Below are 21,292 nucleotides of genomic sequence, written 5' to 3'. Positions count from 1 at the left end.
TCCTAGGGAACGGAATTCATCAAGCGGAGTGTCGGATCATGAGCAGGAGAGCGCTGGGCGCCGTTTCCGCGGACCGGGGCATAGTGTCCCTCGGACAGGCTGGAATTGACGGCGCGCAGGGGGTTGTGAAGCGGGCACTCGGGGAGGTGCTGGGAATGATCGAGCGCCACCGGCAGCGCCGCTCCCTGGCAGCTCTGGACGACCATCTGCTGCGCGACGTCGGGCTGAGCCATACGGACGCCCGCCGTGAAGCCGACAAGGCGTTCTGGCAGGAATGATCGCGGATGGCGGCGGGCCTGAGCCCACCGCTTGCGGGCATGAATGTTAACCGTGATGGGCGGTCAGCCGGCCGCCTGGGCCTGTTGGTGCGGGACACGCGGGATCGGGGATGCGTCCTCGTGCGGGTCGCGCAGCACATAGCCGCGGCCCCACACCGTCTCGATGTAGTTGTCGCCCTGGGTCGCCGCGGCCAGCTTCTTGCGCAGCTTGCAGACGAAGACGTCGATGATCTTCAACTCGGGCTCGTCCATGCCGCCATAGAGATGGTTCAGGAACATCTCCTTGGTCAGGGTCGTGCCCTTGCGCAGGGACAGCAGCTCCAGGATGCCGTATTCCTTGCCGGTCAGGTGGAGCGGCTGGTTGTCCACCTCCACCGTGCGGGTGTCCAGGTTCACGGTCAGGCGGCCGGTGCGGATGATGCTGTCGGAATGGCCCTTGGAGCGGCGGACGATGGCCTGGATGCGGGCGATCAGCTCGCGCTTGTCGAAGGGCTTGGTCAGGTAGTCGTCGGCGCCGAAGCCCAGACCCTTGATCTTGTGGTCCAGTTCCGACAGGCCGGAAAGAATGAGGATCGGCGTGGTCACACGGGCGGCGCGCAGGCGGCGCAGCACCTCGTAGCCGTCGATGTCCGGCAGCATCAGATCGAGGATGATGATGTCGTAATCGTACAGCTTGCCGATTTCGAGCCCATCCTCACCGAGGTCGGTAGAGTCGACGATGTAGCCTTCCGACTGGAGCATCAGTTCGATGCTCTTGGCCGTGGAGGAGTCGTCTTCGACCAGCAGAACCCTCATGGCGGTATCCCGATGTTAGATGGCGCGTTTCTGGCTTCCGATGCGGCGTTGCTGTCCCGCAGTTCCTTAACCAATTCCCTTAACAGATCGGTGCGTCCGTTTACACAAGTTAACAGACGATTCAGCTTAACGCCAGAGGCATAGCACTTCATTTAACGTTAATGTTTTTGGACGAGCATGACGCGGGCGGCATGGTGGCGGACTTCGAGCCCACCGCAAATTGCGCCGTCCGCACCCGGCTCACCCGTCCCAATTCCGTCCGCTGATCCGCAAGACCGTGCCCGCCGACGTCGCCCGCATCCTTCAGGAGATCGAGACCGTCTCCGGCTACAGCCGGTTCGGGCGGGTCACCGCCGTGCTCGGCCTGCTGGTCGAGGTCGGGGGGATCGAGAAGGAGCTGTCGGTAGGCGGCCGCTGCATCGTGGAATCCCGTGATGCCCGGCAGGTTCCCTGCGAGGTTGTGGGCTTCCGCCAAGGCCGGGCGCTGCTGATGCCCTTCGGCTCCATCGACGGGGTCGGTCTGGGCTGCCGCGCGCTGGTGTCGGATAGCCAGCCCATGGTCTTCCCGACGGAGGCGTGGCTCGGCCGCGTCATCAACGCGCTGGGCGAACCGGTGGACGGCAAGGGGCCATTGCCCAAGGGAACGCACGGCGTTCCCATCCGCAACAACCCGCCGCCCGCCCATTCCCGCGCCCGGGTGGGCGAGAAGCTGGACCTGGGCATCCGCGCCATCAACGCCTTCCTCACCTGCTGCCGCGGCCAGCGCATGGGCATCTTCGCCGGCTCCGGAGTCGGCAAGTCGTCGGTGATGTCGATGCTCGCCCGCTTCTCCGGCGCGGAGGTCGCGGTGATCGGGCTGATCGGCGAACGCGGGCGCGAGCTTCAGGAATTCATCACCGAGGATCTGGGGGAGGAGGGTTTGGCGCGCAGCGTCGTGGTCTGCGCCACCTCCGACGAGGCGCCGCTGATGCGCCGTCAGGCCGCCTATATGACGCTGGCCGTGGCGGAGGCCTTCCGCGACGCCGGCTGCAATGTGCTGTGCATGATGGACAGCGTGACCCGCTTCGCCATGGCCCAGCGCGAGATCGGCCTGTCGGCCGGCGAGCCGCCGACGACCAAGGGCTACCCCCCGACCGTCTTCGCCGAGCTGCCGCGCCTGCTGGAACGCGCCGGGCCGGGCCTCAGCGGGTCTGGCTCCATCACCGGGCTGTTCACCGTGCTGGTCGAGGGCGACGACCACAACGAGCCCATCGCCGACGCCGTGCGCGGCATCCTGGACGGCCACATCGTCCTGGAGCGCCAGATCGGCGAGCGCGGGCGCTATCCGGCCATCAACATCCTGCGCAGCGTGTCGCGCACCATGCCCGGCTGCAACTCTCCCATGGAGAACGAGCTGGTGAACCACGCGCGGCGGCTGATGTCGTCCTACGACAACATGGCGGAGATGATCCGCCTGGGCGCCTACCGCAAGGGCACCGACCCGCAGGTGGACGAGGCCATCCATTTCCAGCCGGCCTTGGAGGCGTTCCTCAAGCAGGGCAAGCGCGAGGCGACCGACCTCGACAACAGCTACGCCCAGCTTGCCGCCATCTTCGGCATTGAACAGTGGCCGCCGCAAGAATGAGCAGTCTCAAGACCATCATCCGCCTCCAGAAGTGGAAGCTCGACGAGAAGCGCCGGGCGCTGGCGGAGTTGCAGAACCTCGCCGACCGGCTCCAGGCCGAGATCGAGCGGCTGAAGGAGGAGATCGCGGCGGAGCGCGACACCGCCCGCGGCAACGTCGAATACGCCTTCACCTACAGCAACTACATCCAGGCGGCGATGGAGCGCGGCAAGCGGCTGACCCAGTCGATGGGGCAGGTGGAGGCACAGATCGCCGTCGCCACCGACGAGATGGCCGAAGCCTTCCAGGAGCTGAAGCGCTACGAGCTGGCCGAGGAGGAGCGGCTGAAGCGCGAGAAGGAAAAGCTGAAGCGCAAGGAGGCCAACATGCTGGACGAGACCGCGCTGGTCGGCTTCCGCCGCCGCCAGCAGGAGGAGAGCGGCGTCGAATCCTGACGGGCCGGCCTGTTCCCGTCAGCCTGTTGCTGTCGGCCGGTTCAGGTCGCCATGGCGTTGCCGGTGGGAAGATCCGAAGTGGGAAGATCCGAATAGGCCACCACGCGCGCGCGTCCGGCGCGTTTAGCGGCGTACAGTGCCCGGTCGGCGTGCTGGAGCGCCACGGACAGGTCCGCGGCATCCGCCGGCCAGAGTGCCACACCGATGCTGCACCCGATCCGGACGTCGAGCCCGTCGGCTGTGATCGGAGCGGAGACGCTGCCGATGATCCGTCTGGCCACGTCCATGGCGTAGTGCGCCTGATGGCCGTCCGCCAGGGAGAGCAGCACGGCGAATTCGTCACCGCCGAGGCGCGCGGCGAAATCCCCCTGGCGCACGCAACGGCCCAGCCGGTCGCCGATCTCCTTCAACACCAGATCGCCGGTGTGGTGGCCGTGCTGGTCGTTGATCGGCTTGAACCCGTCGAGATCGATGTAGAGGATGGCGATCGCGGTCTGATCCTGCGCCGGCTGGTCCCGAAGGCGCTCCACATGGGCTTCGAAAAAGCGCCGGTTGGCGAGCCCGGTCAGGCGATCCTCGAAGGCGATGGCGCTCAGCGTCCGTCCCATCGTCCGCATCGCCTGGGCGACCTGGCTGAATTCGGACGGGTGGACCGGCGCGGGCGTGCAGGGGGCATGGGGATCGAAGAGGTCCGACGACAGGAACGCCGCCGACGCCTTGAGATCCCGCAGGCGGCGCAGGACCATCACCTCCATCAGAACCCAGACCCCGACGACGATGAGGAGCACCACGCCGGCCATGACTCCGGTTCCCAGCAACAGGTTCCGGTCGGCCGCGGCCAGGATGTCGTCGCGCGCGACCGCGACGACGATTTTGGCGCCCGTTTCCTCCAGGGTCGAGAAACCGCTGATCCGGGGAATGCCGTCCAGACCGTCGTCCTCGATGATCCCGGCATCCTCCTCCATGATTTTTCGAACCATCGGGTGATCGGTCATCGATCGCCCGACAATCCCCTGCGGGTCCGGCACGCGCGCGAGGATCGTCCCTTCGGAATCGAACAGCGATACGGTTCCACCGGACTCATGCGCGATTTCGACGGACAGTTCCGCAAGCCAGTTCAAGTCCACCCCGGCCAGCAGGACGCGGATGACCGAACCATCGTCACCGAGAATCGGCAGGGCCGCGACCACGCGGGGTTGCTTGCTGTTCTGCCCAATCAGGAAGTTGCTGACCGTGAAGCCACGCGTCGCCAGCGCCTCGCGGAAATAATCACGGTCGCCCACGTTCATGGGCCGGCTCCTGTTGCTGCTGCACAACAGATTGCCATCGGGGTTGAACACCCCGAAGCCGGTGCTCCAAGGATAAAGGTCGGTCGCCTGTTTCAACATCGTCGCGCAACGTCCAGGGCTCGCCTCCCGGATGTCGGGAACCAGGGTGAGAAGCTGGAGAACGCTGCGGGCCTGCTGAACGATCTGCGCCTGCTGCTGCGCCCCACGGTCGGCCAGCAGGCGGGTGGCATCGCGCGCCCGTTCGATGTCCTGGTTGCGCTCTTGAAGCAGAAGGACGACGACCAGGCCCACCATCGGAAGAAGGGCGAGCAGGATGAAGGCCTCGAGGCGTGCGCGAAGCCCAACGCGCGCCCAGAGGGTTTGGACGCGCCTTAATATTCCTGTACGTTTCAACGGACTCATCCACGCACCAGCCGACCCGCTTTATTCTCATGCGGGTTGAGGAAATCAAGCGGCGAAAGCTGTGACGTGGCGCGGTGCAGCCATGCTGGACGACGGGCGAGGCGGGGATCGGAGGATCAGACGCGCCGCATCCGGGCGAACAGATGCGGGTTGTCCCAACCGGGCTGGCGGTCCTCGATGACCACACGCTGGGGGACGGGCAGGGTCCGCTCCACCGTGACCTCCACCCAGCGGGGGATCAGCTCGTTGTTCAGGTCGTCGAGCACGGCGATGGCCAGCGCCTCTGGTCCGGCGGTCGCCGCGGTGCCGGACAGGGCGCCGAGATAGGCGGCGACGCCGTCCGGCGTCACGACCGCGCGGTCGGGGACGTAGCGCAGGGTCAGGCGGGTGCCGGGCGCCGGTTCCCCGTGCAGCTCCACCAGATAATCGTGGCGGGCGTCCGGGTTGGCGGCGGTGGTCAGACATTCGCGACGGTGCATGGCGTCCAGGTTCGTCAGGCGGTGTAGCTGCTGCCCCCGGCCCCGACGCGGGTCAGCTTGACCCAGCATTTGGCGCCGGACTGGAAGGACAGGCCGCCGATGTAGCCCACGGCGCGGATGCTGTCCGCGAAAATCTGGATCAGGTCCAGGCGGATCTCCGGGGTGAGCGGGGTATGGCTGCGCAGGATCAGGTCGAACCGGTTGGGCTGCACCAGCCCGTCGAGCTGCATCGGACCGAGACGGCTGAGATCCAGGTCGAGCAGAAAGCGGCTCCCCTTGTCGCCGCCCTTGCGGCCCGTCTTGCCGTCCTCTTCCGAATTTATGGGATGGATGTGCAGCTTGATCGGCAGCAGCCCGTTGGCGTCCATCATCGGCAGGGTGTAGGGGCGCCAGTCGCCGGGCAGGGGATCGCCCGCCTGCTGCTGGAGGCTGCGGAACTCGCGCTCCAGCTGGGACAGCAGGCTTCCCTGGCCGGATTTCTCCAGGGCCGAGGCGGCGTCCTCCCCCAGCCAGCCGCGGGCGTCGCCGCCGCGGATCGCCGACAGGAAGAAGCTCATTGCCGCGCCCAGCTTGCGGTTCGGCTGCGGCATCACAGTGCCGATCAACGCCTGCGCGGCGGAGCGGTCCACCCCGGCCAGGGCGCTCAGGAGCTGGCGCATGGCGGGCCAGTCCCGTTCGCTCAGCGGCCCCGGTTCCGTGGCGAGCGGGGGCGGTGCGGTCTGGAGCGCCTTGGCCGGGTCGGTCAGGACGGCGGTGACGGCGCTGCCCTGCGGCAGGCTCGCCTGAACGTTCAGCGCCAGCATGCCCTGCGGCGTGGCGAGGATCGGCTGGCCCTGCGACGTGCTGCCGGCCACCGTGCCCTTCAGCAGTGGCCCGTCGGGCGTCTCCGGCGTTGCCGGGGAGGCGCCGGGGTCCACACTGGGCATCGTGGGCGCTGCGGTCGGAGTTGCAGTGCCGCGGGGCGGGGCAGGGGCCGATTGCGGTGCCGCCGGGGGCTGGGGCGGGGCGCCGTCCCTGCGGGACGGGTTGCCGGCGTTCTGGCTATCCGGTGGCGAAGACCCATCGTCCGGCGGGGCGGCCTGCGGCTGGTCCGGCGGGGGCGTGACGGTCAGGATCTTGAGGGCGACGGTGCCGCCCTGGGTCAGAACCGGTTCCCCGGCAGGCTTCGCGGGGGGCGGTTTTGTGGGGGAGGCGGGCTCCGGCATATCCCCGCCGGGATGCGCCGCGTCGCCGCCGAGTTCCACCGCGCTGTCGAGCATCGGCTTGCCGGGGAGCGGCGATGCGCCCGAAGGCGTGGGCGGCGCCTGCGGAGGGGCGGGGGCCGCGTTGGGCTGGCCGGCCTGTGTCGGTGCCGGGGCTTGGCCGCTGCCGCCGTCCGTGACGGGAAGGGGGGGCGGCGCTGGCGTGACGGTGGGCTGGCCGGGCAGGGTCGGGGCCGCACCGGGCGGAGCCGGCGGCTTCGGCGCCGCGGCGATGACCAGCGCCGGAACGATGGTGCCGGGCAGCAGCAGGGGGAGCGGCTGGCCCGCCGGTCCCACCATCGGCGTGGTGGACGCCGGGCTGGGCAGGATCACCACCGGTGTCGCCGAACCCTGAGGGGCCGAACCCTGAGGGGACGTCGCTCCGGTCTGGCCGGGAACGGCCGGCGCCGGCCCGCCGGAGGTCGGCACACTTGGTGTGGTGGTCGAGGGAGTGCCCTGGGTCAGCACCAGAACCTTCGCCGCGAGGCTCTGTATGGGGGAGGGCGCGGCGGGGTCGGTCGACGCGGCCTGGGCCTGTTCCAGAAGCACCTGCGCCGGGGTGATCTGGAGCGTCACCGGCTTGTCGGCGGGCAGCGGCGTCGGTGTTTGCACAAGCACCTCGCCGGCCTGTGTCCGCACGCGGGCCAGACCCTCCGGTGAGGTGCCGACGACGGTGCCGGTCAGCACCACCGGGCGGGCGATGTCCTGCAAGCGCTCCGGCAGGGCCTTGACCGTGCCCTCGGCGATCGCCACCGGGGCGGGCGTGGGGGTGGCCGCCGCCGGGGCGGCGGGCGCACCGGCGGCCGGGGGTGGAAGGGCGCCCCCCATCTCCGGACTTACTGGCCGTTGAGCAGCCGCTGGGCGATGGCCAACACGTCCCGCGCAGCGTCGGAGCTGGGCGAGCGGGTCAACAGCGGCGACTGGTTGCGGATGGCGTCGCGCACCTTCAGGTCGCGGCGGATGATGCCGGCCAGCGCGGGCTTGTACTTCAGGAAGTTCTGGCAGGCCTTCAGGATGGTGCCGTAGGTGCGCTCGCCGTCCTTCACGCTCTGCGCCATGTTCACCACGACGCGCAGGTCGGCGGTGGGGTTGGTGGCGTGGGTCAGCTTGATGAAGGCGTAGGCGTCGGTCAGCGAGGTCGGCTCGTCCGTCGTCACCACCAGCGTCGTCCCGGCCGGGCCGGACAGGGTGCGCACCGTACGGTCCACACCGGCGCCCATGTCCATGATGACGCAGTCGTAGCGCCGCGCCAGCTCCATCAGATCGTTGCGCAGGCCGGACAGGCGCTGGCTCGGCAGCTGGGCGAGCGTCCCCGAGCCGGAGCGGCCGGCGATGATGTCGAAGCCGCCTTCGGTGTAACGCTGGGCCGCGCGGCCCAGCGTCACGTCGCCGTTGATCACCGCGCCGAGATCGTTCTTGGGCTGGAAGCCGAGCTGGATGTCGACGTTGGCGAGCCCGAGGTCGCCGTCGAACAGCAGCGAGTTCTTGCCCATCTTGGTCAGCGCGTGGGCGAGCGTGATCGAGAACCACGTCTTGCCGACGCCGCCCTTTCCACTGGCCACGGCGATGACGTTGGCACCGCGCAGCGGGTGAACGTTCTTGAGGGCGGCCGGAAACACCGGATCGGTCATGGGATGGTCCTCGACGAAGAACGAACGGCTTTGGTCTTGGCGGGAGCCGCCGGTTTGGGCCGGTTGCGCGCCGCCTTGTCCTCGGCGGGCATCATCAGGCGGGCGAAGGCCACCGGGTTCAGCGGTGTCAGTCCCTCGGCCACCTTGGAGGAAACGCTGGCGTTGCAGAAGGCCATCCGCGCGCGGTGCGCGGTGCCCAGGAGACTGCCCAGCCGACGCGCCATGTCGAGCCGGGTGATCAGCATCCGCCGCACGCCCAGCGCTTTGAAGGATTGGGCGATGTCGGCGGCTTCCATGGCGTCCAGCCCGGCGGGCAGCACGAGGATCGGCTCGGCCACCCCGGCGGACAGCAGGGCCTTGAGGTCGGCCATGTCTTCCCGGTTGTAGGGGTTGCGTCCGGCGGTATCCACCAGGACGACGTCGGCGCCGCGGCTGACCTCGAACGCGCCCGCGAGCGCGTCGGGGTCTTCCACCGTCGCCAGTTTGATTTTCATCAGACGCGTGAAGGCGGCCAACTGTTCCATGCCGCCGGCGCGAACCGTGTCGGTGGTGATCACGCCGACCGAGCGTTTGCGGAACACCGCCTGGGCGGCCAGCTTGGCGACGATCAGCGTCTTGCCGCTGCCCGGCGGGCCGACCAGGATCAGCGGCTTGTTGCCGCCGCGCCGGTCCTGCAGCGGGCTGAAGGTGAACATGGAGTCGAGTGCTGCGCCCAGCGCCAGCGCGGGGTCGTCGGTGTCCAGCCCGGCGGCGGCGTCGATCAACTGCTCGGCCAGGGCTGCGGGCACGCCGTGGCGGTGCAGCACGTCGGCCACCACCTCGCCCACGTCGATCTCCGGCTCCTCCTCGACCACCACCACGGGGCGGGAGGTCCGGGTCGGCTGGGCCGTGCGGACCTGCGCCATCTGCAGATCGTCGTCCTCCACCGCCGCGGTCACGCGAACGCCGCCGCCGTCCTCTTCGCGCGTGGCGACGATGATGGCATCGTCGCCCAGCGTCTGGCGGACCATGCGCATGGCTTCGGACATGGACTTGGCGTGGAACGACTTCAGCCGCATCGGCTCGCTCCCCGCCCGTCACACTGGTTCGTCATGGCCTGCATCAGATCTGCCCCAGGGTCTTGATCCGCGCCTTGGGGTGGATCTCGTTCTGCGACATCACCACGGTGGCCGGCCGGAACCGCTCGACGATCGAGCGGACGAAGGGACGGATCAGGGGGCTGGTCAACAGGACGGGGGTCTCGCCCATCATGGCGTGTCGCTCGAAGGTTTGGCGGACCGAAGTGATGAATTGCTGAAGCCGGCTCGGCGCCATCGTCAGTTGCCGGTCGTCGCCGTCGCCCACCAGCGATTCCGCGAACGCCTGCTCCCACTCGGGGGACAGGGTGACGAGCGGGATGACTCCCATCTCGTTGATGTTCGCGTCGCAGATCTGCCGCGCCAGGCGCGTGCGCACATGTTCGGTGATCTGCGTGATGCTGCGGGTTTGGCTTGCCGCCTCGGACACGCCCTCCAGAATGGTGGCAAGATCGCGTACCGAAACCCGTTCTGCAAGCAGGTTCTGCAACACCCGTTGCAATCCGCCCACAGTGATCTGCGCCGGCACCACGTCGGCGATCAGCTTCTGGTGTTCCTTGTCCAGCTCGTCCAGCAGCTTCTGCGTCTCGGTGAAGGACAGCAGCTCCGGCATGTTGTCCTTGATGAGTTCGGTCAGGTGCGTGGTGATGACCGTGGACGGGTCGACCACCGTGTAGCCCTTGAACAGCGCCTCCTCGCGGTAGCCCGGCTCGATCCAGATGGCCGGCAGGCCGAAGGTCGGCTCCACCGTCTGCTCGCCGGGCAGGCTCATCGCCTCGCCGCGCGGGTCCATGACCAGCAGCATGTTCGGGCGGATGTCGCCGCGCCCCGCCTCGATCTCCTTGACGCGGATGATGTAGGAATTGGGCGGAAGCTGCAGGTTGTCCTGGATGCGCACCGCCGGCATGACGAAGCCGACCTCGCCGGCGATCTGACGGCGCAGGCCCTTAATCTGGTCGGTCAGCCGGTGGCTGCCCGCCTGCGGCTGGTTGATCAGCGACAGCAGGCCGTAGCCCAGCTCCAGCCGGATCAGGTCGATGGCCAGCGCCGTGGCGATCGGCTCGTCGGCCACCGGAGCAGCTCCGCCGCCCGGCCCGCCCATGCCCGCGGCCTCCGCGGCGGCGGCCTCCGCCTCCTCCGCCTCCTTCTTCGCGCGCATCTTCGGCAGATACCAGGCGGCGGCCCCGACGGCGGCGATCACCGGCAGGAAGGGCAGCATCGGCATGCCCGGCATCAGCGCCAACAGGGTAATGGCGCCCGCCGACAGGCCGAGCGCGCTGATGTGATTGGTGAGCTGTCCGACCACCGCCTTGTCGGTGGAGCCGCCGGTGCCGGCCTTCGACACCAGGAAGCCGGCGGAGATGGAAATGACCAGCGCCGGGATCTGCGAGACGAGTCCGTCGCCGATGGTCAGCTTGGTGAAGGTGTCCAGCGCCTGCAGGATCGGCATGTCGTAGCGCAGGACCGCCAGCGACACGCCGCCGATGATGTTGATGAACATGATCATCAGGCCGGCGACGGCGTCGCCCTTCACGAACTTCGACGCACCGTCCATGGAGCCGAAGAAGGCGCTTTCGTCCTCCAGCTCCTTGCGCTTGGCGCGGGCGGTGGTCTCGTCGATCATGCCGGCGGACAGGTCGGCGTCGATGGCCATCTGCTTGCCGGGCATGGCGTCCAGGGTGAAGCGCGCCGCCACTTCGGCGATGCGGCCCGAACCGGCGGTGATGACCTTGAAGTTCACGATCGTCAGGATCGCGTAGACGATCACGCCGATGATGAAGTCGCCGCCCATGACAAAGCCGGCGAAGGCTTCGATCACATGGCCCGCCGCGGAGGTTCCCTCGTGCCCCTGCGTCAGGATCAGGCGGGTCGACGCCATGTTCAGCGACAGGCGCAGCAGCGTCGTGATGAGCAGGATGGTCGGGTAGGACGACAGCTCCAGCGGCTTCTCGATGAACAGCACCACCATCAGGATCAGGATCGAGATGGTGACGTTCAGCCCGAGCATCATGTCGAGCAGCATCGGCGGCAGTGGCAGGATCAGCCCTACGACGATCAGCATGATGCCGGCCGCCATGATGAGGTCGCCGCGCTTCAGCGCCCCCTTGGCGACGGCCACCATGTCGGTCAGCGCGGACATGTTGCCGCCGCCGCCCGTTCGCGCTCCAGGATTGTGTTCGGTCAGTGCCATGCCGCCGCTCCTCCGCCTTTCCTCCGATCAGCGGATCAATAGGCCGCTCGTTCCTCGCTGCCCGGCGGCGGCACCGGCACGCCCTCCTCGCTGTACTGCTTCAGCTTGTTGCGCAGCGTGCGGATCGAGATGCCCAGAATGTTCGCCGCGTGGGTGCGGTTGCCCAGGCAGTGGGACAGCGTGCCGATGATCAGGTCGCGCTCGACCTCCGCCACCGTGCGCCCGACGAGTCCCTGGACGGCCGGGGCGCCGGACGCCGCTCCAGCGTTGCCGTAGGCCGCGGCCCCCGCGGCGTGGCCCGGAGGTGGCGCGTAGGAGGTCGGGTAGCCGGGAGCCGGCTGCCCATAGCCGCGCGGCGCCTGCGGCACCGTGCCGCCCGGCCCGGCGAAGGGGTTGGCAACCGGCGAGTTGGTCGGGATCGACGCCTGCGCCGACCCTTCCGGAGCGAGCAGCTGGCTGGTCAGCATGATCGCGTCCGGCCCGACCGTCTCCGACTTGGAGAGGAGGACGGCGCGGTGCATGGTGTTTTCCAGCTCGCGCACGTTGCCGCGCCAGTGGTGGGCGCGCAGCATCAGCAGCGCGTCGTCCGACAGCCGCTTCTCGCCCAGCCCGTTGGCCTGCGCGTATTTCTTCAGGAAATGGTCGGCGATCATCGGAATGTCGGCCGGCCGTTCGCGCAGGGACGGAATGGCGACGCTGAAGACGTTGAGCCGGAAATAGAGGTCCTCGCGGAAGTTGCCGGCGCGGACCTCGTTCTCCAGGTTGCGGTTGGAGGTGGCGACCAGACGGACGTTGACCTTCACCGGCTGGGACGAGCCGATGCGGTCGATCTCCTTTTCCTGGATGGCGCGCAACAGCTTGGCCTGGAGCCGCGGGTGCATCTCCGACAGCTCGTCGAGCAGCAGGGTGCCGCCGTTGGCCTCCTCGAAGCGGCCCAGCCGGCGCGCGACGGCGCCGGTGAAGGCGCCCTTCTCATGGCCGAACAGCTCCGATTCCAATAGGTTTTCCGGGATGGCCGCGCAGTTCACCGCGACGAAGGGCGCGTCGGAGCGCCGGCTCTTGCGGTGGATGTAGCGGGCCATCAGCTCCTTGCCGGTGCCGCTCTCGCCGGTGATCAGGACGGAGGCGTCGCTGGGCGCCACCTGGTCCGCCAGCCGCAGGGTCGCCAGCATGGCCGGGTCCTGGCAGACGATGGCGTGGCTTTCCTCCGCCACCGCTTCCAGGACAGCGGCGATCAGCTCCGCGTCGGGGGGCAGGGGGATGTATTCCTTGGCACCGGCGCGGATCGCCTTCACCGCCGCCGCCGCGTCGGTGCCGATGCCGCAGGCCACCACGGGAATGGTGATTCGTTCCGCCTTCAGGCTTTCGATGAAGGTCGCGATGTCGAGTTTGACGTCGATCATCACGAGGTCCGCCCCCGCCGCCGCGCGCAGGGCGTTCAGGGCGCCCTCGATGCTGTCGGTGTGGGACACCTTCGCCCCGCGCTGCATGGCGATCTTGCCAGCGGCGGTGATGTACCCTTCCAACGTTCCAACGATCAGCAGACGCATCTTACGCTCCCCTCGGAGAACCCCGGTCGGAGTCCCGGTCGAAGTACTGAATCCGCTTTCCAGGCGGAAGAACGGCGTTCAGGAGCATTTCCAGACGCCGCGGATTTTCCTGACGCGCGATGGATACCGCGCCGATGGTGTAGAGAGTCTTGACGAGCGCGTCTTCCTCCGCCGTCCGCTCCACCTTGGCGGCCAGCGGGGCGAGCGCGACGTTGCCGAGCACCGCCCCGTAGAAGGTGGTCAGCAGGGCCAAGGCCATGGCCGGGCCGATGCTCGACGGGTCGTTCAGGCTGCCCAGCATCTGGACGAGACCGACCAGCGTGCCGATCAGCCCCATGGCCGGCGCCACCTCCGACGCGCGGCGCAGCACGCCGGCGCTCTTAACCTTGCCGGCGCCCGACGCCTCGACCTCGCCGATCAGCATCCGCTCGATGTCGTCGGGTGGCAGCCCCTCGGCCACCAGAGTGACGGACCGGTGCAGGAAGGACTCGTGCTTCAGCTCCGGCAGGACGTTGCGCAGCGTTTCCGGCGCGCGCCGTGCCGCCTCGGCGAGTAGGAGCACCTGCCGTGCCACGCCGCGCGGGTCGCTGGTCCGGTGGATCAGCACCGCCCCGGCGTCGCGCCACGCGATGGCCACGTCGGGCAGCGAGAAGGAGGCGGTGGTGACCGCCAGTGTGCCGCCCAGCACGATGATGAGCGACGGCGGGTCGACGAAGGCGCGCAGACTGCCGCCCGACGCCATGGCGACGAAGATGACCACGGCGGCGGCGGCCAGACCGACCAGCGTCGCCACGTCCACCCCGCCGCGCGGACGGGCGGAACGCCCACCCCGGCGGGACGCTTCAGCGCTGTCTCGTGTGAGGCTCATCCGCGGTCCGACTTGATGATTTCGGTCATGGTTATGCCCAGCCGGTCTTCCACGACCACGACCTCGCCGCGGGCGACCAGACGGTTGTTCACGTAGATGTCGATGGCCTCGCCGACCTTGCGGTCCAGCTCCACCACCGCGCCGCGCCCGAGCTTGAGCAGCTGGCTGACCTGCATGGTCGATTTGCCGAGCACGGCGGAGATCTGGACGGGGATGTCGTAGACCGCTTCCAGATCCTTGGCTGGACCCAGGCCGGTCTCATACTCCGCAATGTCGCTGCGGCCGCCGCCGTCCAACTCGTCGAGGGAGAAGCTGTCCTTGGCCATCGAAGTCTCCAGAAGCCCTTAGAACCTTGAAAATCCTGTCCGCCGCAATCGGTCCGCCGGGGAGTCAGCCCGGCGGCGCCTCCAGCAGGCCGGCCATCCGCCGTTCGATCTGGGCGAGCAGGCCGGCGGTGTCCCGCTCCACCCCGCCTTCGGCCCATTCGATCCGGCAGCTTCCCGGCGCGAGGCCGGAATCGCCCACCACCATCAGCTTGGCACCGAAGCCGCGGGCCGCGATCACCTGATCCAGATGCTCGCGCACCGCGTCCACCATGTCGTCGGCGACGCGCACCACCAAGCGCGGCTCGTCGATCAGGTCGGTCAGGCAGGCGCGCACCAGCCCTTCCACCTCCATCAGCCCGCCGCGCCGCGCCAGCTCCGGCATCAGCTTGCGGACGATGGCCAGGGCGATGTGCACGGGCTGGTCGGCCCGCTGGGCGCTGGTGGCGTAATGCTCGTTCAGCAGATGCTGCACGCCGTTGCCGACGGTTTCCAGCGCGTTGGCGATCCGCGCCTGCACCGTCGCCTCGATCTCGACGCGGGCCTGCTCGTAGCCGTCCTTGCGGCCGGCGTTGTTGCCGTCCACGAAGCCCTTGCCGTAGCCCGTCGACTTTCCGGCGGTCTCGCCCTCCGCGAAGCCGGCGGCGCGGGCGGCGGCCAGATCGGCCTCGCCGAACACCGGGGGCGGCGGCTCGGGCGGCAGCTCCGGTTCCGGCTCGGGCTCAGGTTCCGGTAGGGGGATGTTGTCGAAATAGTCGTCGTCGGCCTGGAGCTGGCGGCGCGGCGGCGCGTCCACGTCGAAGGATTCGTCGAACAGGAATTTGCGGACCGAACTCATCGCGTCAGCTCTCCTGATACAGCCAGTTGCGCAGGATCGACACCGCTTCCTCCGGATGCTTCTCCACGATCTCGCCCACCTTGCGCAGCGAGGAGGCGCGGACGCGGCCTTCGACGCGGTTGATGTCGATCATCTGCTCCAGCTCCTCGTCGGCCTGGGCGGCCTCCAGGGCGAGATCCTGGGCCAGCGCGCCGGTCGGCGCGGCCAGGGCGGCGGGCATGCCGCTCTGGTCGGCCAGCAGGCGGTCCATGTCGTCCTCCTCCTGCTGATCGGCCTTCTCGAAGGCGCGGGTGATCAGCGGGCGGATGACCAGCAGGATGATGAGAACGGCGACGATGCCCAGAACGACCATCTCCGCGATGCGGAACAGGTCGTCCTTGGTCATGCCGAGGAACAGCTCCTCCGGCTTCTGGACGTCGTCTTCCGGCGACCAGAAGCGCATGTTGATGACTTCCAGCGTGTCGCCGCGCACGGCATCGAGACCGACGGCGGAGCGGACGAGCGCCTTGATGCTCTCCAGCTCCTGCTCCGGCCGCGGCTGGTAGGCCGCCGGGTTGCCGTCCTTGGGCAGGCTGTAGGTGCCGTCGACCAGCACCGCGACCGACAGGCGTCGCACCTGCCCCGATTCGCGGACGTGGTTCTTGGTGGTCCGGCTGATCTCGTAGTTGATCGTCTCTTCGCTGCGGTTCTGCTTGTTCTGCGAGATCGGCCCGGCGTTGTTGCCCGACTGGGCGGTCGGCAGGTTCTGGTCCACGGTGACCGGCGACAGCGGGTCGCGGTCGTGGCTCTCGTTCGCCTCCGTCACCGTCTGGGTGGAGCGGACGACCTGGCTTTCCGGATCGAAGATCTCGGACTGCGTGGTGATGCGGTCGAAGTCGAGGTCGGCCGACACCTCCGCCCGCACCTTGCCGTAGCCGACGGTGCGGCCCAGCAGATCCTCGATGATGCGGGCGACGCGGCTCTCGTAGGCGACCTTCTTCTCCTCCGCCGAGGCCAGCATGGCGTCCGCGCTGTCGTTGCCGGTGCCGCGGGCGAGCAGGGTGCCCTTGTCGTCGACGATGGAGATGCGGCTGGGGTCGAGGTTCGGGACGGAGGCGGCGATCAGGTGCTGGATCGCCTGGATGTTCTCGCGCGACAGCTGGGCGCCGGGGCGCAGCTTTATGAAGATGCTGGCCGTCGCCGGGTTCTGCTGGCGCGCGAACAGCTCGCGCTTGGGCAGCACCAGATGGACGCGGGCGCTCTGCACGCCGTTCAGCGTCTGCACCGTGCGCGCCATCTCGCCTTCCAGGGCGCGCAGGTGGTTGATGTTCTGCATGAAGCTGGTGGCGCCGAAGCCTTCGCCCTTGTCGAACAGCTCGTAGCCGATCGAACCGCCCGAGGGCAGGCCGGCGGCGGCCATCCGCATGCGCGTCGGCCCCACCTGCTCGGCGGCGACCATGATCTTCGTGCCGGTCTTGTCGACCGTGAAGGGGACCTTCGCCTCCTCCAGCTTCTTGGCGATGGCCGCGGCCTCGGTGGGCTGGAGTTCGGCGTAGAGAAGCTCCATCTCCGGGGTCGAGAGGCGCGTCATCAGATAGACGAAGAATCCGATCAGGAGCAGGCCGACGCCACCGATGGCGGCCAAGCGCGCGGGACCCAGGTTGCGCAAGGTCTGCAGAAGGTTGTTCACGCGCTAGTCCCCGATCGGATGCCCCGGTGAATCTCCGGGAAGTTCTTGATTTCGCAGACGCAAAAAAGGAATTTGCAAAAACCGCGCCGGTCCTTGCCTTAAGCGCGCATGCTGGGCTGTCTTGATGAAGAGAGCGTTAATTCATGGGCAGAAATTGCCCAGTGCCCGGCAAAATGTGCCTATCGATGCGCGTCGGCAACGCTCTTCTGCCCACCTGCGAGCGAGGAGGAGGGGGGTGATTCGCTGCAAAGGGGCATGTGTCAGATTGTTTCTGCTTTGAGCAATTTGAAATTACCTCGAAAGAAGGAATAATGCGCGTGTGCATAACCCTTCTATTTCTGTGGTTTGTTGGGACGTAGGTAGTAAATGCCGCAACGGTGGTTGACTTTGCACCGCCGACGTCATAGCTGAGTTGCAATGGTCGCTTGTCCGATACCAAAAAGATCGTGGCACAAGCGCGTCGGAATCTTTCCAACGCAGAACCGAATGTTGCTTCGCGCGACATGGGGCTTTGCCACTTTTTTTGATGGGGGAATGTTGTGAAAAAACGTGGACGTGAGAAGAAGGAAGGCCTCAACGAGGTCGATGTGTTTGTTGGGCAGCGTCTGCGCGAACTGCGCATGCTCGCCGGCCTGAGCCAGAGCGATGTCGCGTCGGCTCTGGGCCTGACGTTCCAGCAGCTTCAGAAGTACGAGCGCGGCTTCAACCGGGTCTCGGCCAGCCGTCTGTTCAAGCTGGCCCAGTTCTTCCGGGTGCCGGTCTCCGTCTTCTTCGAGGGGCTGGAGGAACGCCACGCCGCCCAGGAGGCGGGGGTCGCCAACCCGCAGGCGGAGGAATCGGAAGGCACTCTGCGGTCCCGCGAGGCGCTGATGCTAGCCCGTTACTTCCAGAACATCCGCGACCCGCAGATCCGCGGGGCGATCCGCGAACTGGCGGAGCGCTGCGCCGACCAGGCCGACGGTGCCGGCGGCCCGGCGCTCGACGAGGGCGCGGAGTCGATCGACCCGACCGCCGTCCGTGGACGCCGCGGGCGCAACGCCGGCCACAGCGTCGGTCAGGCGTGAGGAGCGGGCGGTGTTGCCGTTGGGGCCCGGCCCCATGCGGTTCACCCGCCCGGTTTCGTGGGTAGGCCCGGCCCCGGCGTCTCCGTTGGGCCGCGTCGGTTCGCGCCGCCCTGCCGCCTCGGCCCCCCCCCGTGAGGCGGTCGGGTGCGCGCGTTTGCTCCGATTGGGTTCGCGTCGACCGTCGATGACGGAGCCCGACACGAGCGGGCAGGAATTTTGTCGACGCTCGCCGTGTCCGGCTGGTTCCGCCACGTCCCCCGCCACCGCATGCTCTTGAAACAGGAGGCCGCGCACAGCGCCTCGGTCGGGAAACCCCGCCGAGGCGCTGGACGAACGGCTGCAATCCGTCGATAAGGCAAGCCGGAACAAGGCTGGTGCGACGACCGCTGAATTCCGTCCGTTCGATCCGCGATCCGAGACGGGCGGCGCTCTCCCGATCTGGCCGGTCACCGATCAGCCACCACGGAACTCACCCAACCACACCGACGGTGTTCGATGCAAAATTCCGGAGAATCGAAGACAGGCTTCCTTGGTCGGCGGGAGCTTGACCTCCCGGTCACGATCTTCGAGGTGATGTCCCGCCTGTCGGACGAGCACAAGGCGATCAATCTTGGCCAGGGCTTTCCCGATGAGCGCGGCCCCGCCGACGTGCTGGACGTGGCGGCCAAGGCCATCCTCGAAGGGTGGAACCAGTACCCGCCGATGATGGGCACGCCGGACCTGCGGCAGGCCCTGGCCGCCCATGGCCGGCGGTTCTACGGGCTGGACATCGATTGGAAGACCGACGTGCTGGTGACCTCCGGCGCCACCGAAGCGCTCACCGCCAGTCTGCTCGGCCTCATCGAGCCGGGTGACGAGGTGGTGCTGTTCCAGCCCATGTACGACAGCTACCTGCCGATCGTCCGGCTGGCCGGCGGCGTGCCGCGCTTCGTCAGCCTGAAGGCCCCGGACTGGAGCTTCACACGGGCGGACCTGGAAGCGGCTTTCTCGCCGAAGACCAAGCTGGTTCTCATCAACGACCCGCTGAATCCCGCGGCCAAGGTTTTCAGCCGCGCCGAACTGGAGCTGCTCGCGGAGTTCGTCCAGCGTTTCGACGCCTTCGCCGTGTGCGACGAGGTGTACGAGCACATCGTCTTCGATGGGCGTCAGCACATTCCGCTGATGACGCTGCCCGGCATGCGCGACCGCTGCCTGAAGATCGGCTCCGCGGGCAAGACCTTCTCGCTGACCGGCTGGAAGGTCGGCTACGTCACCGGCGCGCCGCACCTGCTCCAGCCCGTCGCCAAGGCGCACCAGTACATCACCTTCACCACCCCGCCCAACCTTCAGACGGCGGTCGCCTATGGGCTGGGCAAGGACGACGCCTATTTCGCCGGGTTGTCCAGCGGGCTCCAGGCCAAGCGCGACCGGCTGGCCGACGGGCTGCGCGCCGTGGGGTTCGAGGTGCTGCCGTCCGCCGGCACCTATTTCGTGGTCGCCGACGTGTCGCCCTTTGGTTTCGACGGCGACGACGAGGCCTTCTGCCGCCGTCTGACCGCCGAGGCCGGGGTGACCGCCATCCCCGTCGGAGCCTTCTTCGTACAGGACGCGCCGCGAAGCTTCATACGCTTCTGCTTCTCCAAGAGGGATGAGATCCTCGATGGCGCGGTTGAGCGGTTGAGGGCGTATTTCACGCGCAAATGACATGAAGGCCTCCGCCGTCAACGCTGGATGGAGAGGCTTGCCGGAGACTTCGGTGGCGTGATACCCCTTGTCCTCTAGGGTCGATACCGGGCCGGAACGGATCAACGTCCGGACCCGCCCCGGTGGACCGCCTGTGGAAAGACCGGGATGCGTCTGCCGATCTCGTTCCGCTGGTGCGTGTTCGCCATCGCCGCCGTTGCGATCACGGTGGTCTGGGGAGCCTACGCGCAGGTGGCCCGCGAACTGCTGGACGGCCGGACGCGGGAAGCGGTGGCGAAGGCCGAGGTCATGGTCCGGGCCTTCGCCAAGAGCACCCACCGCGCGGTGCACGAGGTGGACATCACGCTGCGCTCACTGTCGCTGGAGTTCAGCGAGAGCGGCCTGCCCGGCATCCGCAGCTTCCTCGATCAGACGCTTTACGATCCGACGCTGATCCATCACTTCACCGTTCTGGACGCCGACGGAACCGTGCTGTTGCGCAGCGAAGGGCCGGGCGGGCGGGCGAACGAGCGGGACGAGACGGCCTTCGCCTTCCATCAGGGCACCGGGCGCGACCTGATGCACATCGGAACGCCCTTTCCCGGAACGACCGGCGGCGGCCCCCTGCTGCGCCTCAGCCGGCGGTTGACCGACGGGGATGGCGGCTTTGCGGGCATCGTGATCGCCAACATCGATCCCGATATCCTGGCGGAATTCTACCAGCAGGCCAATCTGGGGCCGCAGGGGGCGGTGACCCTGATCGGGATGGACAAGGTGATCCGCGCCCGCGGCGCCTCGCGCGGTGTCGAGGCGGTCGGCCTCGCCATCCCCCAGTCCCGCCTGTGGGGGGAACTGGGCCGGTCGCTCGCCGGCGTCTACTGGCAGGAGTCGCAGACCGATGGCGTCCTGCGCGCCTTCGCCTATCGCGTGGTTGAGAGCTATCCGCTGGTCGCCACCGTCGGCGTCGCGCAGGTGGACATCGAGGCGGGGGTGGCCGACCTGCGCAACACGCTGTTCCTGCTGGCGGCGATCCTGACCGCGTCCATCCTGCTGGTGACGCTGTTCCTTCTGGTGCAGCACCGCACCGCGGAGCGGTTGCGCGCCGCGCTGGCGCTGAACCGCAACTTCCTGGCCCGCGTCAGCCATGAGCTGCGCACGCCGCTGAACGCCATCCTCGGCTTCTCGGAGATCATCCGCGATCAGATGCTGGGGCCGCAGGCCGGCGGGCGTTACGCCGACTACGCCCACGACATTCATGAATCGGGGCGGCACCTGCTGGGGCTGATCAACGACATCATGGATCTGTCGCGGCTCCAGGCGGGGACGTTGCCCCTGCATCGGGAGGATCTCGACGTCGCTCCGGTTGTCGAGTGGGCGTTCCGCATGGTGGCGCCGCAGGCCGACGCCAAGTCCATCCGCGTGGACATGCATGTCGAGCCGGGGCACCACAGCGTCTCGGCGGACGAGCGCGCCCTGAAGCAGATGCTCCTGAACCTGCTGACCAACGCCGTCACCTTCACGCCGGAGGGCGGGCGCATCCTGGTGACGGTCGGCGGCGGAACGGACGGCGGATGCCGCGTGCGGGTGACGGACAACGGCATCGGCATGACCCCGGAACAACTCCACCAAGCCGCGGAACCCTTCGGGCAGCCCGCGGTGCATGTAGCGTTGCCGGGGCAGGGCGGCGGGCTGGGGCTGCCCATCGTCAAGTCCCTGATGGAGGCCCATGGCGGTCGCCTGCGCATCGACAGCCGGCCCGGCGAGGGCAGCCAGTTCACGCTTGAATTCGCCGCCTGATCCCCGTCCCATCCACGACCAAATCCACCTTGCGGGATTTTCCGGGCGGGGCCGCAAAGCCGTGGCGAAACCATGGGCGCT

Annotated in this window: 18 protein-coding genes; 6 read left to right on the top strand and 12 right to left on the bottom strand. The window is 68.1% G+C overall.

Annotation, left to right across the window (positions count from 1 at the left end; genetic code table 11):
- The first annotated feature begins 38 nt into the window (after positions 1-38).
- Positions 39-278, top strand: coding sequence for a DUF1127 domain-containing protein (locus H1Q64_RS19375; protein ID WP_237905210.1), 240 nt, complete (start codon positions 39-41; stop codon positions 276-278).
- Positions 279-341: 63 nt separating this feature from the next.
- On the opposite strand, the gene ctrA is transcribed toward H1Q64_RS19375, so the two are convergent.
- On the bottom strand, positions 342-1,073 hold the full coding sequence (gene ctrA, locus H1Q64_RS19370) for a response regulator transcription factor CtrA (RefSeq protein ID WP_014198317.1): 732 nt from the start codon (positions 1,071-1,073) through the stop codon (positions 342-344).
- A 277-nt stretch (positions 1,074-1,350) separates the two neighbouring features.
- Between ctrA and fliI the strand changes: the two genes are divergently transcribed.
- Both fliI and H1Q64_RS19360 read left to right on the top strand, forming a co-directional pair.
- Entirely contained in the window at positions 1,351-2,697 is a 1,347-nt protein-coding gene (gene fliI, locus H1Q64_RS19365; RefSeq protein WP_237906466.1) for a flagellar protein export ATPase FliI, read from the top strand.
- Positions 2,694-3,131 (top strand): flagellar export protein FliJ, encoded by a 438-nt coding sequence (locus tag H1Q64_RS19360; RefSeq protein ID WP_014198320.1) that lies wholly within the window; start codon positions 2,694-2,696, stop codon positions 3,129-3,131. Before fliI ends, H1Q64_RS19360 begins: the two co-directional genes overlap by 4 nt.
- 41 nt (positions 3,132-3,172) lie before the next feature.
- On the opposite strand, the gene H1Q64_RS19355 is transcribed toward H1Q64_RS19360, so the two are convergent.
- From H1Q64_RS19355 to fliF, 11 genes are all read right to left on the bottom strand, one after another.
- Positions 3,173-4,714 carry a sensor domain-containing diguanylate cyclase gene (locus H1Q64_RS19355; RefSeq protein WP_237905209.1) on the bottom strand — a complete coding sequence of 514 codons (1,542 nt, stop codon included), beginning with the start codon at positions 4,712-4,714 and terminating at the stop codon, positions 3,173-3,175.
- Positions 4,715-4,938: 224 nt separating this feature from the next.
- Positions 4,939-5,301, bottom strand: a complete 363-nt coding sequence (locus tag H1Q64_RS19350) for a hypothetical protein (RefSeq protein ID WP_237905208.1) — start codon at positions 5,299-5,301, stop codon at positions 4,939-4,941.
- 14 nt (positions 5,302-5,315) lie between these two features.
- A complete protein-coding gene (locus H1Q64_RS19345) occupies positions 5,316-7,370 on the bottom strand; it encodes a hypothetical protein (protein ID WP_237905207.1) in 2,055 nt (684 codons plus the stop codon).
- 8 nt (positions 7,371-7,378) lie between these two features.
- Positions 7,379-8,173: a MinD/ParA family protein gene (locus H1Q64_RS19340; protein ID WP_014198325.1), complete on the bottom strand. Its 795-nt coding sequence runs from the start codon at positions 8,171-8,173 to the stop codon at positions 7,379-7,381.
- The gene (locus H1Q64_RS19335; protein ID WP_237905206.1) at positions 8,170-9,231 is read right to left on the bottom strand and encodes a GTPase; all 1,062 of its coding nucleotides are present in this window, start codon (positions 9,229-9,231) and stop codon (positions 8,170-8,172) included. The genes H1Q64_RS19340 and H1Q64_RS19335 overlap by 4 nt, the downstream gene beginning before the upstream one ends.
- Positions 9,232-9,274: 43 nt before the next feature.
- Entirely contained in the window at positions 9,275-11,440 is a 2,166-nt protein-coding gene (gene flhA / locus H1Q64_RS19330; RefSeq protein ID WP_237905205.1) for a flagellar biosynthesis protein FlhA, read from the bottom strand.
- Between the two features lie 35 nt (positions 11,441-11,475).
- Entirely contained in the window at positions 11,476-12,990 is a 1,515-nt protein-coding gene (locus H1Q64_RS19325) for a sigma-54-dependent transcriptional regulator (RefSeq protein ID WP_237905204.1), read from the bottom strand.
- 1 nt (position 12,991) lies between these two features.
- The gene (locus tag H1Q64_RS19320) at positions 12,992-13,858 is read right to left on the bottom strand and encodes a motility protein A (protein ID WP_237905203.1); all 867 of its coding nucleotides are present in this window, start codon (positions 13,856-13,858) and stop codon (positions 12,992-12,994) included.
- Entirely contained in the window at positions 13,855-14,184 is a 330-nt protein-coding gene (gene fliN / locus H1Q64_RS19315; RefSeq protein WP_014198330.1) for a flagellar motor switch protein FliN, read from the bottom strand. The genes H1Q64_RS19320 and fliN overlap by 4 nt, the downstream gene beginning before the upstream one ends.
- Before the next feature lie 64 nt (positions 14,185-14,248).
- Entirely contained in the window at positions 14,249-15,019 is a 771-nt protein-coding gene (locus tag H1Q64_RS19310) for a FliH/SctL family protein (RefSeq protein WP_237905202.1), read from the bottom strand.
- 4 nt (positions 15,020-15,023) lie between these two features.
- Positions 15,024-16,688, bottom strand: a complete 1,665-nt coding sequence (gene fliF, locus H1Q64_RS19305) for a flagellar basal-body MS-ring/collar protein FliF (protein ID WP_237905201.1) — start codon at positions 16,686-16,688, stop codon at positions 15,024-15,026.
- A 539-nt stretch (positions 16,689-17,227) separates the two neighbouring features.
- Between fliF and H1Q64_RS19300 the strand changes: the two genes are divergently transcribed.
- The 3 genes from H1Q64_RS19300 (at position 17,228) to H1Q64_RS19290 (ending at position 21,211) form a co-directional block, all read left to right on the top strand.
- Positions 17,228-17,752, top strand: coding sequence for a helix-turn-helix domain-containing protein (locus tag H1Q64_RS19300; RefSeq protein ID WP_237905200.1), 525 nt, complete (start codon positions 17,228-17,230; stop codon positions 17,750-17,752).
- 495 nt (positions 17,753-18,247) lie between these two features.
- Complete coding sequence (locus tag H1Q64_RS19295) at positions 18,248-19,435, top strand: aminotransferase (protein ID WP_269145378.1); 1,188 nt, start codon at positions 18,248-18,250, stop codon at positions 19,433-19,435.
- Positions 19,436-19,582: 147 nt separating this feature from the next.
- Positions 19,583-21,211: a sensor histidine kinase gene (locus tag H1Q64_RS19290; protein WP_237905198.1), complete on the top strand. Its 1,629-nt coding sequence runs from the start codon at positions 19,583-19,585 to the stop codon at positions 21,209-21,211.
- Positions 21,212-21,292 lie beyond the last annotated feature (81 nt).

Source organism: Azospirillum brasilense, assembly GCF_022023855.1.
Classification (GTDB): Bacteria; Pseudomonadota; Alphaproteobacteria; order Azospirillales; family Azospirillaceae; genus Azospirillum; species Azospirillum brasilense_F.
This window is presented reverse-complemented; position numbering and strand designations above follow the sequence as displayed.

What these genes read in the sequence shown, in the direction of transcription:
- flhA (WP_237905205.1), bottom strand. Translation starts at nt 11,440, where the DNA reads ATGGCACTGACCGAACACAATCCTGGAGCGCGAACGGGCGGCGGCGGC.
- H1Q64_RS19325 (WP_237905204.1), bottom strand. Translation starts at nt 12,990, where the DNA reads ATGCGTCTGCTGATCGTTGGAACGTTGGAAGGGTACATCACCGCCGCT.
- H1Q64_RS19310 (WP_237905202.1), bottom strand. Translation starts at nt 15,019, where the DNA reads ATGAGTTCGGTCCGCAAATTCCTGTTCGACGAATCCTTCGACGTGGAC.
- H1Q64_RS19340 (WP_014198325.1), bottom strand. Translation starts at nt 8,173, where the DNA reads ATGACCGATCCGGTGTTTCCGGCCGCCCTCAAGAACGTTCACCCGCTG.
- ctrA (WP_014198317.1), bottom strand. Translation starts at nt 1,073, where the DNA reads ATGAGGGTTCTGCTGGTCGAAGACGACTCCTCCACGGCCAAGAGCATC.
- H1Q64_RS19360 (WP_014198320.1), top strand. Translation starts at nt 2,694, where the DNA reads ATGAGCAGTCTCAAGACCATCATCCGCCTCCAGAAGTGGAAGCTCGAC.
- H1Q64_RS19290 (WP_237905198.1), top strand. Translation starts at nt 19,583, where the DNA reads ATGCGTCTGCCGATCTCGTTCCGCTGGTGCGTGTTCGCCATCGCCGCC.
- H1Q64_RS19345 (WP_237905207.1), bottom strand. Translation starts at nt 7,370, where the DNA reads ATGGGGGGCGCCCTTCCACCCCCGGCCGCCGGTGCGCCCGCCGCCCCG.
- H1Q64_RS19350 (WP_237905208.1), bottom strand. Translation starts at nt 5,301, where the DNA reads ATGCACCGTCGCGAATGTCTGACCACCGCCGCCAACCCGGACGCCCGC.
- H1Q64_RS19375 (WP_237905210.1), top strand. Translation starts at nt 39, where the DNA reads ATGAGCAGGAGAGCGCTGGGCGCCGTTTCCGCGGACCGGGGCATAGTG.
- H1Q64_RS19320 (WP_237905203.1), bottom strand. Translation starts at nt 13,858, where the DNA reads ATGAGCCTCACACGAGACAGCGCTGAAGCGTCCCGCCGGGGTGGGCGT.
- H1Q64_RS19355 (WP_237905209.1), bottom strand. Translation starts at nt 4,714, where the DNA reads ATGGTGGGCCTGGTCGTCGTCCTTCTGCTTCAAGAGCGCAACCAGGAC.
- H1Q64_RS19335 (WP_237905206.1), bottom strand. Translation starts at nt 9,231, where the DNA reads ATGCGGCTGAAGTCGTTCCACGCCAAGTCCATGTCCGAAGCCATGCGC.
- fliN (WP_014198330.1), bottom strand. Translation starts at nt 14,184, where the DNA reads ATGGCCAAGGACAGCTTCTCCCTCGACGAGTTGGACGGCGGCGGCCGC.
- H1Q64_RS19295 (WP_269145378.1), top strand. Translation starts at nt 18,248, where the DNA reads ATGCAAAATTCCGGAGAATCGAAGACAGGCTTCCTTGGTCGGCGGGAG.